The 13,762-nt window shown below is 63.7% G+C and carries 15 protein-coding genes; 8 read left to right on the forward strand and 7 right to left on the reverse strand.

Features of this window, described 5'->3' with window-relative positions; translation table 11 throughout:
* Positions 1-45 precede the first annotated feature (45 nt).
* Positions 46-1,185 carry a hypothetical protein gene (locus AB5K84_RS28355; RefSeq protein WP_011086544.1) on the forward strand — a complete coding sequence of 380 codons (1,140 nt, stop codon included), beginning with the start codon at positions 46-48 and terminating at the stop codon, positions 1,183-1,185.
* 43 nt (positions 1,186-1,228) lie between these two features.
* On the opposite strand, the gene AB5K84_RS28360 is transcribed toward AB5K84_RS28355, so the two are convergent.
* The 4 genes from AB5K84_RS28360 to AB5K84_RS28375 form a co-directional block, all read right to left on the reverse strand.
* On the reverse strand, positions 1,229-1,849 hold the full coding sequence (locus AB5K84_RS28360) for a general stress protein (protein ID WP_011086543.1): 621 nt from the start codon (positions 1,847-1,849) through the stop codon (positions 1,229-1,231).
* A 20-nt stretch (positions 1,850-1,869) separates the two neighbouring features.
* Positions 1,870-2,205 carry a hypothetical protein gene (locus tag AB5K84_RS28365; protein ID WP_011086542.1) on the reverse strand — a complete coding sequence of 112 codons (336 nt, stop codon included), beginning with the start codon at positions 2,203-2,205 and terminating at the stop codon, positions 1,870-1,872.
* A gap of 87 nt (positions 2,206-2,292) precedes the next feature.
* On the reverse strand, positions 2,293-2,445 hold the full coding sequence (locus AB5K84_RS28370; RefSeq protein WP_053815111.1) for a hypothetical protein: 153 nt from the start codon (positions 2,443-2,445) through the stop codon (positions 2,293-2,295).
* Between the two features lie 159 nt (positions 2,446-2,604).
* On the reverse strand, positions 2,605-3,054 hold the full coding sequence (locus AB5K84_RS28375; protein ID WP_049832367.1) for a hypothetical protein: 450 nt from the start codon (positions 3,052-3,054) through the stop codon (positions 2,605-2,607).
* A gap of 402 nt (positions 3,055-3,456) precedes the next feature.
* Between AB5K84_RS28375 and AB5K84_RS28380 the strand changes: the two genes are divergently transcribed.
* Together AB5K84_RS28380 and AB5K84_RS28385 are read left to right on the forward strand one after the other, a co-directional pair.
* Positions 3,457-4,464 (forward strand): alpha/beta fold hydrolase, encoded by a 1,008-nt coding sequence (locus tag AB5K84_RS28380; protein ID WP_011086540.1) that lies wholly within the window; start codon positions 3,457-3,459, stop codon positions 4,462-4,464.
* A gap of 109 nt (positions 4,465-4,573) precedes the next feature.
* Positions 4,574-5,869 (forward strand): DUF892 family protein, encoded by a 1,296-nt coding sequence (locus tag AB5K84_RS28385; RefSeq protein ID WP_011086539.1) that lies wholly within the window; start codon positions 4,574-4,576, stop codon positions 5,867-5,869.
* A gap of 59 nt (positions 5,870-5,928) precedes the next feature.
* Here the strand turns inward: AB5K84_RS28385 and gor are convergent, their stop codons facing one another.
* From gor to rpiA, 3 genes are read right to left on the reverse strand one after another with little or no spacing between them, the layout of a single operon-like run.
* Entirely contained in the window at positions 5,929-7,317 is a 1,389-nt protein-coding gene (gene gor, locus AB5K84_RS28390) for a glutathione-disulfide reductase (RefSeq protein ID WP_011086538.1), read from the reverse strand.
* Positions 7,318-7,363: 46 nt separating this feature from the next.
* A complete protein-coding gene (locus tag AB5K84_RS28395) occupies positions 7,364-7,915 on the reverse strand; it encodes a DUF2059 domain-containing protein (RefSeq protein WP_011086537.1) in 552 nt (183 codons plus the stop codon).
* Between the two features lie 2 nt (positions 7,916-7,917).
* Complete coding sequence (gene rpiA, locus AB5K84_RS28400; protein WP_011086536.1) at positions 7,918-8,643, reverse strand: ribose-5-phosphate isomerase RpiA; 726 nt, start codon at positions 8,641-8,643, stop codon at positions 7,918-7,920.
* A gap of 151 nt (positions 8,644-8,794) precedes the next feature.
* Here rpiA and AB5K84_RS28405 point away from each other — a divergent pair, with 151 nt between their 5' ends.
* The 5 genes from AB5K84_RS28405 to AB5K84_RS28425 all read left to right on the forward strand — a co-directional run bounded on the left by AB5K84_RS28405 (position 8,795) and on the right by AB5K84_RS28425 (position 13,696).
* Entirely contained in the window at positions 8,795-9,487 is a 693-nt protein-coding gene (locus AB5K84_RS28405; protein ID WP_011086535.1) for an HAD family hydrolase, read from the forward strand.
* A 137-nt stretch (positions 9,488-9,624) separates the two neighbouring features.
* Positions 9,625-10,110, forward strand: coding sequence for a hypothetical protein (locus AB5K84_RS28410; protein ID WP_038966227.1), 486 nt, complete (start codon positions 9,625-9,627; stop codon positions 10,108-10,110).
* 120 nt (positions 10,111-10,230) lie between these two features.
* Complete coding sequence (gene moaA, locus AB5K84_RS28415; RefSeq protein ID WP_011086533.1) at positions 10,231-11,265, forward strand: GTP 3',8-cyclase MoaA; 1,035 nt, start codon at positions 10,231-10,233, stop codon at positions 11,263-11,265.
* 293 nt (positions 11,266-11,558) lie between these two features.
* A complete protein-coding gene (locus AB5K84_RS28420; RefSeq protein ID WP_011086532.1) occupies positions 11,559-12,098 on the forward strand; it encodes a TRAP transporter small permease subunit in 540 nt (179 codons plus the stop codon).
* Positions 12,095-13,696, forward strand: coding sequence for a TRAP transporter large permease (locus AB5K84_RS28425; RefSeq protein ID WP_011086531.1), 1,602 nt, complete (start codon positions 12,095-12,097; stop codon positions 13,694-13,696). Before AB5K84_RS28420 ends, AB5K84_RS28425 begins: the two co-directional genes overlap by 4 nt.
* Positions 13,697-13,762: the final 66 nt, after the last annotated feature.

Here is a 13,762-nt window from a genome sequence, read left to right on the forward strand (position 1 = left end):
CGCCACCAGGGCAGCCGGGACGAGCGGATCAGATCGGAGAATGCCATGAACGTGCATGCTGCGGGCGATCTCAAATTCACCGGCCTCACCCGTCCGAATGGCACGCCCCTTCGTCTGAACGATCAGGACTTCGTCGCGATCGACCGCGACAGGAATGCGAAGTTTGAGGCGACCTACCGGCCGCAAGCCCTCTACAATCGCGCCAACGAGGGCTTTCACGCCAACAACGAAACCTTCCTCCTGCACGAGGTCGCGACCAATCTGCCGATCTACCGCCCGGACACCGGCCCCACCGATTTCCATCTTCATCTTCCGCCGGGCGGCTTTCAGCTCGTGCTGGTCACCTCGGGCGCATTCACCTTCGACTACGACGGACGCTTCTACAGTGTCGGCCCGGGCGCTGTGATGCTGCAAAGCGCGATCGTGCACCGCCAGCTCTTCTACACCTGGTCGGGCCTGTCGACCGAAGAGAACTTGAAGACGCCGCAGACGGTGGTGCCCGATCCGATCTCGATGGGCTATTCGGGCAAATTCCTCGAAGCCTTCATCACCGATCCCACCACCTTTCCGAACCCGACCATCGTCGGTCCGAGCCAGATCAACGAGGCCGAGACGCCGCGTGTGGCCTGGAGCCATCCTCTGCATGATCGTCCCGCCGATGCAGGCTTCTGGCTTCAGGACCCGTTGGCGCTGGATGCGCTGTTCAAGCCGCTCACCGATGGCTCGGTCAAATCGGCCATGCCGGTCCATGTGCGTGATATCGGCATCGAGGTGCCGAGTGGGCATCTCGTCACCGGCCACATCATCGCAACCGACCCGCCCGGTCAGTCGCTGCTGCCGAAGAGCACGTCGGCAACAGCGGACGGCACCTCGTTTGCCAAGGGCGAGGTCGTGATCTATCGCGTCATCCGCGGCACGGCCGAATTCAAGAACAAGTCCGGCGAGACCTTTGAGCTCTCTGCCGGCGACGTGGTGACGGCCGGCAAGAGCTCGATCAACCTCATTGGCGTCGGTGAGAACACCCAGGTCCTCCGGCTCGGCCTGCTCAAGGGCATGAACGACCTTCGCAGCTGGACGGCGACGCAGCGCGACGAGATCGACGGCCTGGCCGGTCAGATCATCACGCACAAGGACATCCGTCCCCTGCGCACCGAAGGCAAGCCGGTCGGGTATCTGTACGCGTAGTGCCAAAAAAACGGCCCGCCGGAGCGGGCCGTCGAGATCTCATTTAGCGCAATGATCCCCCGTAGAGCTTTCGCTCCTTGCGAACCTCTTCGGCGCCGTAAGGCTTGCTGGCAGGATCGAACGATTTCCATCCGGCCTTTTGCCAGCTGGCACTGCGGTCACGTAAATTGACGGAAGACTCGTTCAGGATTGAGTCAAAGCGGGACCGATCCGCGTCCGCCACCCGCGCCGACACGAGCGTGCCTCCGCGACGGACGCCCTCGGCGTAGGTGTCCGCATCCTCACGCGAAATGCCGGCCTCCGTGAGCGCCCCGACGATCCCGCCGGTAGCTGCTCCGGCGGCGGCACCAACCGCGGTCGCGGCCAGCCAGCCAGCTGCGACCACAGGTCCGAGGCCGGGAATTGCCAGCAAGCCAAGGCCGGCAAGAAGGCCAGCGGTACCACCGACGCCCGCACCGATGCCGGCACCCGTACCGGCTCCCTCGGCACGATCATCGACACCATCCCGGTCGCGATCTACCTTCTTGTCGGTGTTAAACCAGCTGTCCGAATTGTTGGCGACGATGCTGATGTCCGAGTGCGGCACGCCGGCAGCTTCGAGACGCTGAACCGCCTGCTGCGCGGTGTTATAGTTGTCGTAAAGACGAGAAATTGTAACGGTCATCTTGAGTCCTTCTTGCTTGCTTACTTGGCCGAATTGACGTTACCTTGAAAATCGACGCTGACCGCGGTGGCTGATCCACCCTTGCTGGCCTGTCCGCGCCACACGCCCTTGTCGTCCTTCTTCAATTCGGTGACGTTGGCGTAGCCGGCATCCTCGATCTTCGATTTGGCCTGTCCTTCGGTGAAGCTGTTGCGCCCCGCGACAGGAGCGTCGGAGTTGTTTTGGCCGGCAGTGTTGACCGCGCCGTTGTTAGGTCCGGACTGCGCCGGCGGAGTCTGCGCCGAAGCCGACGTCGCCGCCAATGCCGCGGCCGCTGTGAATAAAGAAATGCAAATGTAGAGTGATGGGCGTCTCATGATTGTCTCCAGTGTCTAAGGAGTGAGCCAAACCCCCATGGGTGCTTTGGTTCCTAAGCTCTTCGCCCGGGGACGTCGGCTTCGAGATCAAGCGCTGAAGAACATCATCCCCGTGACCGCCATGATGAGAATGGCAAGTCCCATACTCACGCCCAGCAGCATCAGCACGCTCGGACCGAGCTCGCCCTGGCGCGCTTCGAGCGCAGTCTCGACGATGCGTCCGCTCTTGTCCTTGTCCATGTCATTTGGTCCTGCATTTGAAGGGATCGGCTTGACCGTTTGCTGCGCTGGCATGACGCGCTTTGCCTTTGCCGAAATCCCGCGTCACCGGATTCAAGCGGCGCGGTCGCGCTTCTCAGTCATGAAAGTCGTTGCCGTGCGTCGGGAGAGTGGACGAGATCAGGCCTGCGCGCTTTGCGGCGGAGGTCGCGAGACCGGTGGCGTCTCGCCGTCGAGCCAATCCGGCGTGTCCGCGAGAGCGAGCCAAGCATCGCCCATGCGCCTGAACTGATTGCGCGCCATGTCGTCGGGAGCGGTGCCTTCCAGGGCCAGGCAGTGTCCGGCGTTCTCCCGAAGATGCTCGGACCGGTTCGATTGGAGATCCGTGCTGCTCGCGGGATCCGCAGAGGTCTGCCAGGCGTTCCGGCACACCGGGCACCGCCACTGATTGACGAGCTTCCCGGTGGGCAAATAGGTCGAGTGCACGGGAGTCACCACGAGCCGCCCGCAAGCGGTACAGCCGTTCGTCCCTTGCGACGGCGGCAATTGGCCGCTGTCCTGAATCACCTTCGTGCTCCAGCGACGTTCGAGCTTACGGCAAAGATGCAGAGGATAAAGCAAGACGTTCATCGCGCGCCTCCGGTTTGTGGCGGGAGCGCGGCAGCGTCTCTCGGTCACTGGCGCCTGTCGTGTCTGTGCCAGCGATATGCTGGATATGGTGTCTCACACGACATTCACCAGAGCGCGATCCTGAGAAACCGCTCTTGGCGGCGGCCTGCTTGCCGCATCGATTGGGGTTAGGAACATATCTCCACGCCTCCTGTTGCATCTCCACGACATGACCCGTGAATGCGCATGCCGCATGGAATCTGGCCATGGTGCCCTCCGTTGGCACGGCATAGGCAACGTCCAGGTCGATACGGTTCCGGATCCCAGGAGCGCATCATCAAGATCGCGATGAGACCAGGACGTTAATCCGGAAGCGTCCCTTCCTATTCTCCAACAGCTGGCCGCGGTCAGCGAAAGTGTCACATGCGCATACTGAAAAAGCGTTCGCCGTCTTTGGCGGCGACGACCCTTCATGCTCTTGCGGAATATCCGTTCGCCTCCGCGCTCATCGCAGCAGCCGGCCTGATGGCGGCCGCCGCGGTCGTCAATCGGCGGCTTGCCGACAAGGCACAACGCGACAACCCGCCACAAGGACGGTTCATCGACATCGACGGCGTTCGCCTGCACTATGTCGAGCGCGGATCCGGACGCCCTTTGGTCCTGCTCCATGGCAACGGCAGCATGATCCAGGATTTCGAGTCGAGCGGCTTGATCGACCTCGCCGCGAAGGACTATCGCGTCATCGTGTTCGACCGTCCCGGCTTCGGCCACAGCCTGCGGCCCCGCAATGTGGTGTGGACGCCTGCGGCGCAAGCCGATCTCTTCAAGGACGCGCTTGCGCATATCGGCGTCGAAAAGGCGATCGTGCTCGGACATTCCTGGGGAGCGTCGGTTGCGATCGCCCTGGCGAGCAGACATCCCTCGACGGTCGAGGCCTTGATACTGGCATCGGGCTATTATTTCCCGACCGCCCGCACCGATGCCATGATGGCGATAGCCGGGCCGGCGATACCGGGATTCGGCGATATCCTCAGTCACACGATTTCGCCAATCCTCAGCCGCCTGATGTGGCCGGCGATGCTGCGACAGCTGTTCGGACCGAAATCCGTCCCGCAAAAATTCGACGGCTTCCCTAAATCACTGGCCGTGCGTCCCTCGCAGCTTCGTGCCGGCGCCGCCGAGGCGGCGCTGATGATCCCTGCGGCAATGCTGTCGGCGAAGACCTACGGCGAACTGGCCATGCCGGTCACCATCCTGGCCGGCGAAGACGATCGCCTCATCGACATCGACGAGCAGTCGGGCCGTCTGCATGACGAGATCAAGCACAGCAAGATGCATCGCGTCCCCGACGCGGGTCACATGATCCAGCAGTCGAACACGGCCGATCTGATGGCCGCGGTCGAGGAAGCCGCGGCCGGAACGTTGCACTGAGCACTCACATCGCATCGAGGGGCTCTGGTCGCGGTACGATTCCGAATTAGGAACGTCCACTGTTGCGCCCGGTTGGCCCCGACTTCTCCTGCGAAGCAAAGGTCTTTCCATGTACCACCACGTCAAGAAGCTCATGTTCACAGTTCGCGTCGACGAGCCCGATTCCCGGTTCGGCAACATGCTGCTGGAACAGTTCGGCGGCGCTAACGGCGAGCTCGCCGCCGCCATGCAATACTCCATTCAAGGTCTCAATTGCGAAGATCCGGACCGCAAGGATCTCCTGATGGATATCGGAACCGAGGAATTGAGCCACCTCGAAGTCGTCGGATCGCTTGCGCGCCTGCACTTGAAGCCGCTGAAATTCGATCGCGAAGCGGCGGAAGCCGATCCCCTGATCGCGATCGCCGGAGGCGGTGGCGTCGGCCTGTTCAACTCGCAGGGCAACGCCTGGACCGCCGACTACCTCAAAATCACCGGCGAACTCGACGTCGACCTGCGCAGCAACATCGCTGCGGAGGCCCGCGCCAAGATAGTCTACGAACGGCTGATCAATTTCTGCGACGACGCGGGCACCAAGGACGCCTTGCAGTTCCTGATGACGCGGGAGATCACCCACATGAAGGCGTTCTCGCGCGCGCTGGAAAGCATGAACAAGCCCGCGTTCAGCATCGGCCGCATCGCGCCGACGCCCGGCCTCGTGGACCAGTTCTTCAACGATTCGACGGGATCCGGCGACAACGGTGAAATCGACACGCGCGGTCCCTGGAATGAGGGCGAAGACTGGGAGTTCATGGAATCCCCGGCGCTCCAGAGCGGCGAGCCCGGCACGGCGCCTTCGATCATAGCCGAGAGTTCGCCGTCTGAGCCGGTCATCGGCCTTGACGACCTGCTGATCGACCAGCTGCGGGACCTTCTCCATGCTGAGAAGCAACTGACCAAGGCGCTGCCCCAGATGATCGAGGCTGCACGCTACGATCAGCTCGGCGAGCTGTTCACCGTTCATTTGGCCGAAACCGAAGCGCAGATCGAACGTCTCGACGAGTGCTTCGAGCTGCTCGGCAAGAAGCCGCGCGCCAAGGCCTGCAAGGGTATGCAGGGACTTGTCGAGGAAGGCGACGAAGTGATCAAGGAGGGCGCCAGGAAGGACGATGCCGCCGCGGATCTCGCCCTGATCGGCGCCGCACAGCGTGTCGAGCATTACGAAATTGCCGGCTACACGACTGCCCGCAACCTGGCGCAGCAGTTGCGTCACAGCGCCGTCGTCGCGCTTCTATCGAAGAATCTCGCCGAGGAGGAAAACGCGGATCAGTTGCTCAACCAGGTCGCGCGTTCGTTGATGTCGGTTGCGAAAATGCCCGCCGCCATCGAGCAGAGCTTCGCCGACGATGCGAGCACCGCAGGCTAGACCGGCGTCGCAGCATCGACAACGTCAAGGCGGCCCCCGCCCAGGGCCGCCCAACGCCGCTATTCGGCCGCCTGACGCACGTGGCGCGCGGTCGGGGTGCGCATGGTGACGAGCTCTTCGGCCGCGGTCGGATGCAGCGCGATGGTCGCGTCGAAATCGGCCTTGGTCGCCTTCATCTTCACCGCGATCGCGACCGCCTGGGTGATCTCGGCGGCGGCGTCACCGACGATGTGGCAGCCGAGCACGCGGTCGGACGTGCCATCGACGACGAGCTTCATGAGCACGCGGGTATCGCGGCCTGACATCGTCGCCTTGATGGGGCGGAAGGTCGTCTTGTAGATGTCGACGTGACTGAACTGCGCGCGCGCTTCGGTCTCGGTCAGACCGACGGTGCCAACCTCCGGCTGCGAGAACACTGCAGTCGGGATATAGGCATGATCCACCCTCACCTCGCGCTTGCCGAACACGGTGTCGGCGAACGCATGACCCTCGCGGATCGCGACCGGCGTCAGGTTGTGGCGATGGGTGACGTCGCCGATCGCATAGATGCTGTCGACCGAGCTCTTCGAGAAATGGTCGACCGCGATGCCGCCGTTCTTCGGATTGATGGCGACGCAGGCCTTCTCCAGGCCGAGATTGGCGACGGAAGGATGACGGCCGATCGCGAACATCACCTGGTCGGAAGCCACGCTCGAGCCGTTCGACAGATGGGTGGTGAATTCCTCGCCATGGCGATCGACCTTCGCCACCGTGCAACCGGTGAGAATGGTGATGCCCTGCTTCTCCATCTCGCTGCGAACGTGAGTGCGAACGTCTTCGTCAAAGCCGCGCAAAATGTTGTCGCCGCGATAGATCACGGTGACGTCGGAGCCGTAGCCCGCGAAGATGCCGGCGAATTCCAGCGCGATGTAGCCGCCGCCCTGGATCACGATCCGCTTCGGCAGCGTCTTGAGGTGAAACGCCTCGTTGGAGGAGATCACGTGCTCGATGCCGGGGATCGAGGCGCCATGGTTGGGCGCGCCGCCGGTGGCGATCAAAATGTATCTTGCTGTAATCTTCCTGTCGTTCTCGAGCAGGCGGACGGTGTGCTTGTCCTCGATCACCGCACGGCTCTTGACGATCTGCGCGCCCGACTTCTCGACATTCGTCGTGTAGGCCGCCTCCAGCCGCGCGATCTCCTTGTCCTTGTTGGCGATCAGCGTCGCCCAGTCGAAGCTCATGGACGGGATGGTCCAGCCGAATCCGGCGGCGTCCTCGATCTCGTGACGGACATGCGAGCCGATCACGAACAGCTTCTTCGGCACGCAGCCGCGGATCACGCAGGTGCCGCCCATGCGGTACTCTTCCGCGATCATGACGCGGGCGCCGTGGCCAGCCGCGATGCGGGCGGCACGCACGCCGCCCGAACCACCACCGATGACAAAGAGGTCGACGTCGAATTCAGCCATTGTCCACTCCGACCTCTTTCAGGAACTCCCTATGAGATAGGTACTGTCAGATTTCCTTGCCACGCTTGCGCATCTCGGCGCGGAAGGCGCCCATCACGGTCTCGGAGAAGTTCTGGGCCCAGGAGTTCATGAAGGCCATGCTGAGGCCGATGGCGCGCGGCTCGGCGTCGATCAGCTTCTTGCCCAGCGGCGACTTGTAGAAGGTGACGAGGTCCTTCAGCTCCTGCTCGGTGAACTCGCTGGCATAGATCTGCGCCATGCCTTCGCCGATCTCGTTCTGGCGGCCGTTGAGCTGCTGGGCGACGACCCCTGCCACCTCGTTGAGATCCTTCTGATAGTTCAGGTTCTGCTGGATCAGCGCGATCTTGGTCTTCTCGACCAGGCCGGGCACGGCGCCTTGATACATCGCCGTCGCGTTCTTGATTTGCAGAATTTCCTTGGCCGCCGCAACCGCCGCCGGCGAGGCTTTCGGCTGAGCCGGCGCCGCGGCGGCCTTGGGCTGGGCCGGCGCCGGCTGCTGCGCCATGGCCGGGGCAGCCGAGAGGGCCAGTCCCGCAGCGAGGGTCGCGGCCGGCAAGAATTTCAAAACGCTCTTCATTCCTAGTCTCCTTTCGGCTTTCGCCGTTCAATCACGCGAATTCCCTCGCCACCCGCCAGAACAGCCGAGCTGGCCAAGCCGATGAACAACCCATGCTCGACCACGCCGGGGATGGCGCTCAACGCCTTGGCGAGGCTGGGCGGATCCACGATCCGTCCGAGCTGGGCATCGAGGATCCAGTGGCCGCCATCGGTGACGAAAACGTGGCCATCCTTGTCCCCACCCTTGGCCTTGCGGACCGCCATTTGCCCGGAAACGCCGCACTGCGCAAATGCCGTCTCGATCGCCCGGCGCGTCGCCCCGAGCCCGAACGGGATGACCTCGATCGGCAGCGGAAAGCGGCCGAGCGTCGGCACCCATTTGGTGTCGTCGGCAATCACGATCATGCGATCCGATGCGGCCGCCACGATCTTCTCGCGCAGCAGCGCGCCGCCACCGCCCTTGATCAGGTTGAGCTCGGGATCGATCTCGTCGGCGCCGTCAACGGTGATGTCGAGATGATCGATCTCGTCGAGCGTGGTCAGCGGCACGCCGCAGCGCGTCGCATCGAGGCGCGTCGCCTCGGAGGTCGGCACGCCGATCACCTTGAGTCCGGCCGCGACGCGCTCGCCGAGCAGCTCGACGAAATGCTTGGCGGTCGAGCCGGTGCCGAGCCCGAGTTGCATGCCGTCACGCACCTCCTCGAGGGCGCGCGCCGCAGCCTGCCGCTTCAACTGGTCCATGTTCACGATGCGCCCGCCCCTGAATTGAGAGTGTGCCGCCGATAGGTTGCTTGCGGCGGCCTATGTAGCCTCGTTTTCCGCGCGGGAACAGGCCTATAAGCTGATCTTATGGCATCGCCCCTTGCGCCGGCACGGCCGGACCGATAGCGCTTGGACCATGACCTCCCCTCACACCATCGTCTTCGATCTCGACGGCACGCTCGTGGATACGGCGCCCGACCTGATCACCGCGTTGAACTACGTGCTCGACCGCGAAGGCCTGCCGCCCGTGCCGATGCAGTCAGCCCGCAACATGATCGGCGCCGGCGCCCGCAAGCTGATCGAGCGGGGCCTGGAGGCCGAGGGCCGCATCGTCACGCCTTCGGACATGGACCGGATGACGGCGGATTTCATCGCCTATTACGCCGAGCATATCGCGGTCGAATCCCGGCCTTTCGAAGGGCTCGAGACCGCGCTCGACCATTTTGCGGCGCAGGGCCATCGCCTGGCGGTCTGCACCAACAAGCTGGAATGGCTGTCCAAGCGCCTGCTGGACCAGCTCGACCTCAGCCGCCGCTTCGCGGCGATCTGCGGCGCCGACACCTTTGGCGTCCAGAAGCCCGATCCGGCCATTTTCCGGGAAACGGTGGCCCGCGCCGGCGGCGAGGTCAAAGCCAGCATCATGGTCGGCGACGCCGGAACCGATGTCGGGGTAGCCCGGCGCGCCGGGGTGCCCGTGATCGGGGTCAGCTTCGGCTACACGGACGTGCCGATCGCCGAGCTGAAGCCGGACCGGCTGATCCATCACATGCGTGACCTGCCGGCCGCAGCCACCAGCCTGATGACGCCGCTGGGTTCGGCAAGGTCCTGAAATCTCAGCAAAAAGCGAAGATACCCCCGCGTTAACCAACTATTAACTATGCGCGGCGCGCCGGTTGCCTGCCCTCAGCGACGTCCCTAAGGTCCGCCCGGGATGTGGCGGTTCGTCGCAGTAGAAGTGGGTGGTTGATGCGTCGTGTGATCGCGATTGCGCTAGCGGGAGCGAGCCTCCTGGGGGCAACAAGTCTTGGTGGCTGCTCCTCGATGTCCTGGGACATGTTCAAATCGGCGCCCCCGACCGTTCAGGTCCGGCTCGAATCCAATCCCCCGGGGGCTGATGCCTCGACCTCGCTCGGTCCGGGCTGCAAGACCCCCTGCTCGGTCTCGGTTCCCGCCCCGGACGCGCCGTTCACGGTCGCCTTCGCGCTGCCCAAGTACCAGCCGGCGAGCGTCCCGGTGAACATCATCAAGAACCCCGGCGATCTCACCACGCCCGCCTCGGTCACCACCGATCCGAATCCGGTGTTTGCGGAACTCCAGCCGGCGGTGCCGCCCAAGCCGGTGAGGAAAGCGCACCGGCCGAAGAAGCCGAAACCGGTCGCAGCCGCGCCCGCGGCCGCCGAACCGGCCGCCGCCGGCTCGCCATTTCCCGATCCGAACGCGGGCAAGCGCTGATCCAAGGGCTGAGTTACGTATACCACCCGATTGTCCTAGCCGCGTCCGATGCTTAGATTGCATTCAGAGCACCGTTGAAGCAAAGGTGCGCCCGTCGCCGTAAGTGACAAGGCATTTGGTATGAACGGATCTTCCGCGAACCCCCGCGCAGCGCTGTCCAGCGCCATGACCGATCCGTTCGGGCGGACCATCAGCTATTTGCGCGTTTCCGTCACGGATCGCTGCGACCTGCGCTGTTTCTACTGCATGTCGGAAGACATGACGTTCCTGCCCAAGGCGGACCTGTTGACGCTGGAGGAGCTCGACCGGCTCTGCTCGGCCTTCATCGCCAAGGGCGTGAAGAAGCTGCGACTCACCGGCGGCGAGCCGCTGGTCCGCCGCAACGTGATGACGCTGGTGCGCTCGCTGTCGCGCCATCTGTCGAGCGGCGCCCTGAGCGAGCTGACGCTGACCACCAACGGCACGCAACTGGCAAAGTATGCCAGGGAGCTCGCCGATTGCGGCGTCCGCCGCATCAACGTCTCGCTCGACACGCTCGATCCCAAGAAGTTTCGCGAGATCACCCGCTGGGGCGAGATCGACAAGGTACTGGAAGGCATCGAGGCTGCGCGTGCCGCGGGGCTCGCCGTGAAGATCAACGCGGTGGCGCTGAAGAACCTCAACGAGGACGAGCTGCCTTCACTGATGCGCTGGGCCCACGGCAAGAACATGGGCCTGACGCTGATCGAGGTCATGCCGATGGGCGAGATCGGCGCAGGCCGGATCGACCAGTATCTGCCGCTGTCGCTGGTGCGCGCGCGCCTCGCCCAGCAATTCACGCTGATGGACCTGGCCGAGAGCACCGGCGGGCCGGCGCGCTATGTCAGCGTCGCCGAAACCGGCGGCAAGCTCGGCTTCATCACGCCGATGACCCATAATTTCTGCGAATCCTGCAACCGGGTGCGCATCACCTGCACCGGTACGCTGCACACCTGCCTCGGCCACGAGGATGCCTCCGATTTGCGCAAACCTCTGCGTGCATCGGACGACGACATGCTGCTTGCGGATGCGATCGACCGCGCCATCGGGCTGAAGCCCAAGGGCCACGATTTCATCATCGACCGCCGCCACAACCGCCCCAGCGTCTCCAGGCACATGAGCGTCACCGGCGGCTGAGGATCGGCCCCGCTCCGCTAACCTAAGCTTTTGACGGCGCGTCAATTTGTCCATTTTCCAATTGACGGCACGTGACGCCACTGATTTGGTGCGACCGCCTTTGCTTGCCCGGCAACAATAAGCCGGCCCGCCCGTTGGCGGTCGCGGTCAAGACAGCAAGGCGCGAGGGGAGGACTGACGCCGCAATCGCTCCGGGATACAATCCGTGCGGTCGTGTGCATCTTGCACGCGAGCCGAGCGATGCGTGCTGAAGCCTTCCGTGAAGTGTAAGGCCGCGACGGAGAGAAAGTAAGATGCGTCCATTGCTGGCGCTGAGCAACGCCATCGACGCCCTCAACGAAAAGATTGGGTACGTCTGTAACCTGCTCGTGCTCCTGGCGTGCCTGGTCAGCGCGGCCAACGCCATGATCCGCTACGCCTTCAACGACTCGTCGAACGGCTGGCTCGAGCTGCAATGGTACATGTTCGCCATCCTCGTGATGTTCGGCTCGGCCTACACCTTCAAGCGCAATGAGCATGTGCGGGTCGAGATCTTCTACCTGACCCTGTCCGAGCGGGGCCAGCTCTGGCTCGACATGATCGGCACGCTGTTCTTCCTGATCCCCTCCTGTCTCCTGCTCGCCTATCTGTCCTGGCCGTTCTTCATGCAGGCCTATAGCGTCGGCGAGACGTCTGCCAATGCCGGCGGCCTGATCCGCTGGCCGATCAAGTTCGTGATCCCCGCCGGCTTCGTGATGCTGGCGCTCCAGGGTGTTTCCGAGGTCATCAAGCGTATCGCGGCTCTCCAGGGCTATGTGACGATCGACGCCAAGTACGAGAGGCCGACCCAATGATTACGCTGGAGATGATGCCGCCGTTGATGTTCGGCGGCCTGGTTCTGGCGATGCTGATCGGCTTCCCCGTCGCCTTCACGCTGGCGGCCGTCGGCCTTTCCTTCGGCTTCCTCGCCATCCATCTCGGCTTCTTCGATCTCAACTTCCTTCAGGCGATTCCCGGGCGCGTGTTCGGCAGCGTGCTCTCCAACGAGCTGCTGCTCGCGATCCCGTTCTTCACCTTCATGGGCGCCATATTGGAGAGATGCGGGCTGGCCGAGGACATGCTGGATTCGATGGGCCAGCTGTTCGGCCCGATCCGCGGCGGCCTCGGCTATTCGGTCATCATCGTCGGCTTCATCCTCGGCGCCATCACCGGCACGGTGGCCGCGCAGGTGATCGCCATGGCGCTGATCTCGATGCCGGTGATGATCCGCTACGGCTACAACATGCGCTACATCACCGGCGTGCTCGCCGCCTCCGGCACGATCACGCAGCTGGTGCCGCCATCGCTGGTGCTGATCGTGCTCGCCGACCAGCTCGGCAAGTCGGTCGGTGACATGTATCTCGGCGCCTGGGGCCCCTCGGTGTTCCAGATCATGCTGTTCGCCGGCTACACGTTCATCCTCGGCCTGATCAAGCCGGGCCACGTGCCGCCGGTGCCGAAGGAGGCGCGCACGCTGACCGGCTGGCCGCTGTGGAAGAAGTGCCTGATGGGGATCATCCCCTCGGCCGTGCTGATCTTCGTCGTGCTCGGCACCATGATGATGGGCCTTGCCACGCCGACCGAAGCCGGCGCGATGGGTGCCGTCGGCGCCATCGTGCTCGCCGCGATCCACCACAAGGACTTCACCTCGACCGACCGCAAGATCCTGATAACAGGCGTGATCGCCGCCGGCGTCGGCACCATCGTCGCGATGATGATGAGCGAGAACCTGATCTTCAAGCTCGCCTTCGCCCTTACCTATCTGGCGGTGGCGTGGATCTGCATCCGGGCCGCGCGCATCCCCGACCTGCGCGACCTGATCACGCAGGGCTACCAGTCCACCATGCGCCTCACCTGCATGGTCACCTTCATCCTGATCGGCTCGACCTGCTTCTCCGTGGTGTTCCTCGGCGTCTCCGGCGGCGTCTGGCTCGAGCACCTCCTGACCTCGCTGCCCGGCGGCGTCTGGGGCTTCCTGATCTTCATCAACCTCTTCATCTTCTTCCTGGCCTTCTTCCTCGACTTCTTCGAGATCGCCTTCATCATCCTGCCGATGATCGCGCCGATCGCGCAGAAGATCCTCGCCCCCGTGGTGGGACCGGACGCGGCGCTGATCTGGTTCGGCGTGATGCTCTGCGTGAACATGCAGACCTCGTTCCTGCATCCGCCGTTCGGCTTTGCGCTGTTCTACCTGCGCGGCGTGGCGCCGAAGGAAGTGAAGAGCTCCGACATCTACTGGGGCGCGATGCCCTGGATCGGCCTCCAGCTGATCATGGTGATGCTCGTGATCATCTTCCCGATCACCGTGACGGGCCTGCTCGACAAGCCTCTCAACGTCGATCTCGACAAGGTCAAGATCGAGGTGCCGCAGATCGAGCTGCCGCCGCTGGATCTCGGACCGCCGCAGAAGTAGCGGCCATGACCATCGCCGTCATGTTCCGCCTCGGCGGTTCATGACGCGCGCGTCCGCGCACGTGAC

The organism is Bradyrhizobium sp. 1200_D9_N1_1 (assembly GCF_052075915.1).
Taxonomy (GTDB): Bacteria; Pseudomonadota; Alphaproteobacteria; order Rhizobiales; family Xanthobacteraceae; genus Bradyrhizobium; species Bradyrhizobium diazoefficiens.

What these genes read in the sequence shown, in the direction of transcription:
- AB5K84_RS28385 (WP_011086539.1), top strand. Translation starts at nt 4,574, where the DNA reads ATGTACCACCACGTCAAGAAGCTCATGTTCACAGTTCGCGTCGACGAG.
- AB5K84_RS28425 (WP_011086531.1), top strand. Translation starts at nt 12,095, where the DNA reads ATGATTACGCTGGAGATGATGCCGCCGTTGATGTTCGGCGGCCTGGTT.
- AB5K84_RS28375 (WP_049832367.1), bottom strand. Translation starts at nt 3,054, where the DNA reads ATGAACGTCTTGCTTTATCCTCTGCATCTTTGCCGTAAGCTCGAACGT.
- AB5K84_RS28370 (WP_053815111.1), bottom strand. Translation starts at nt 2,445, where the DNA reads ATGGACAAGGACAAGAGCGGACGCATCGTCGAGACTGCGCTCGAAGCG.
- AB5K84_RS28420 (WP_011086532.1), top strand. Translation starts at nt 11,559, where the DNA reads ATGCGTCCATTGCTGGCGCTGAGCAACGCCATCGACGCCCTCAACGAA.
- AB5K84_RS28380 (WP_011086540.1), top strand. Translation starts at nt 3,457, where the DNA reads ATGCGCATACTGAAAAAGCGTTCGCCGTCTTTGGCGGCGACGACCCTT.
- moaA (WP_011086533.1), top strand. Translation starts at nt 10,231, where the DNA reads ATGAACGGATCTTCCGCGAACCCCCGCGCAGCGCTGTCCAGCGCCATG.
- AB5K84_RS28410 (WP_038966227.1), top strand. Translation starts at nt 9,625, where the DNA reads ATGCGTCGTGTGATCGCGATTGCGCTAGCGGGAGCGAGCCTCCTGGGG.
- AB5K84_RS28405 (WP_011086535.1), top strand. Translation starts at nt 8,795, where the DNA reads ATGACCTCCCCTCACACCATCGTCTTCGATCTCGACGGCACGCTCGTG.
- AB5K84_RS28360 (WP_011086543.1), bottom strand. Translation starts at nt 1,849, where the DNA reads ATGACCGTTACAATTTCTCGTCTTTACGACAACTATAACACCGCGCAG.
- AB5K84_RS28355 (WP_011086544.1), top strand. Translation starts at nt 46, where the DNA reads ATGAACGTGCATGCTGCGGGCGATCTCAAATTCACCGGCCTCACCCGT.
- AB5K84_RS28395 (WP_011086537.1), bottom strand. Translation starts at nt 7,915, where the DNA reads ATGAAGAGCGTTTTGAAATTCTTGCCGGCCGCGACCCTCGCTGCGGGA.
- gor (WP_011086538.1), bottom strand. Translation starts at nt 7,317, where the DNA reads ATGGCTGAATTCGACGTCGACCTCTTTGTCATCGGTGGTGGTTCGGGC.
- AB5K84_RS28365 (WP_011086542.1), bottom strand. Translation starts at nt 2,205, where the DNA reads ATGAGACGCCCATCACTCTACATTTGCATTTCTTTATTCACAGCGGCC.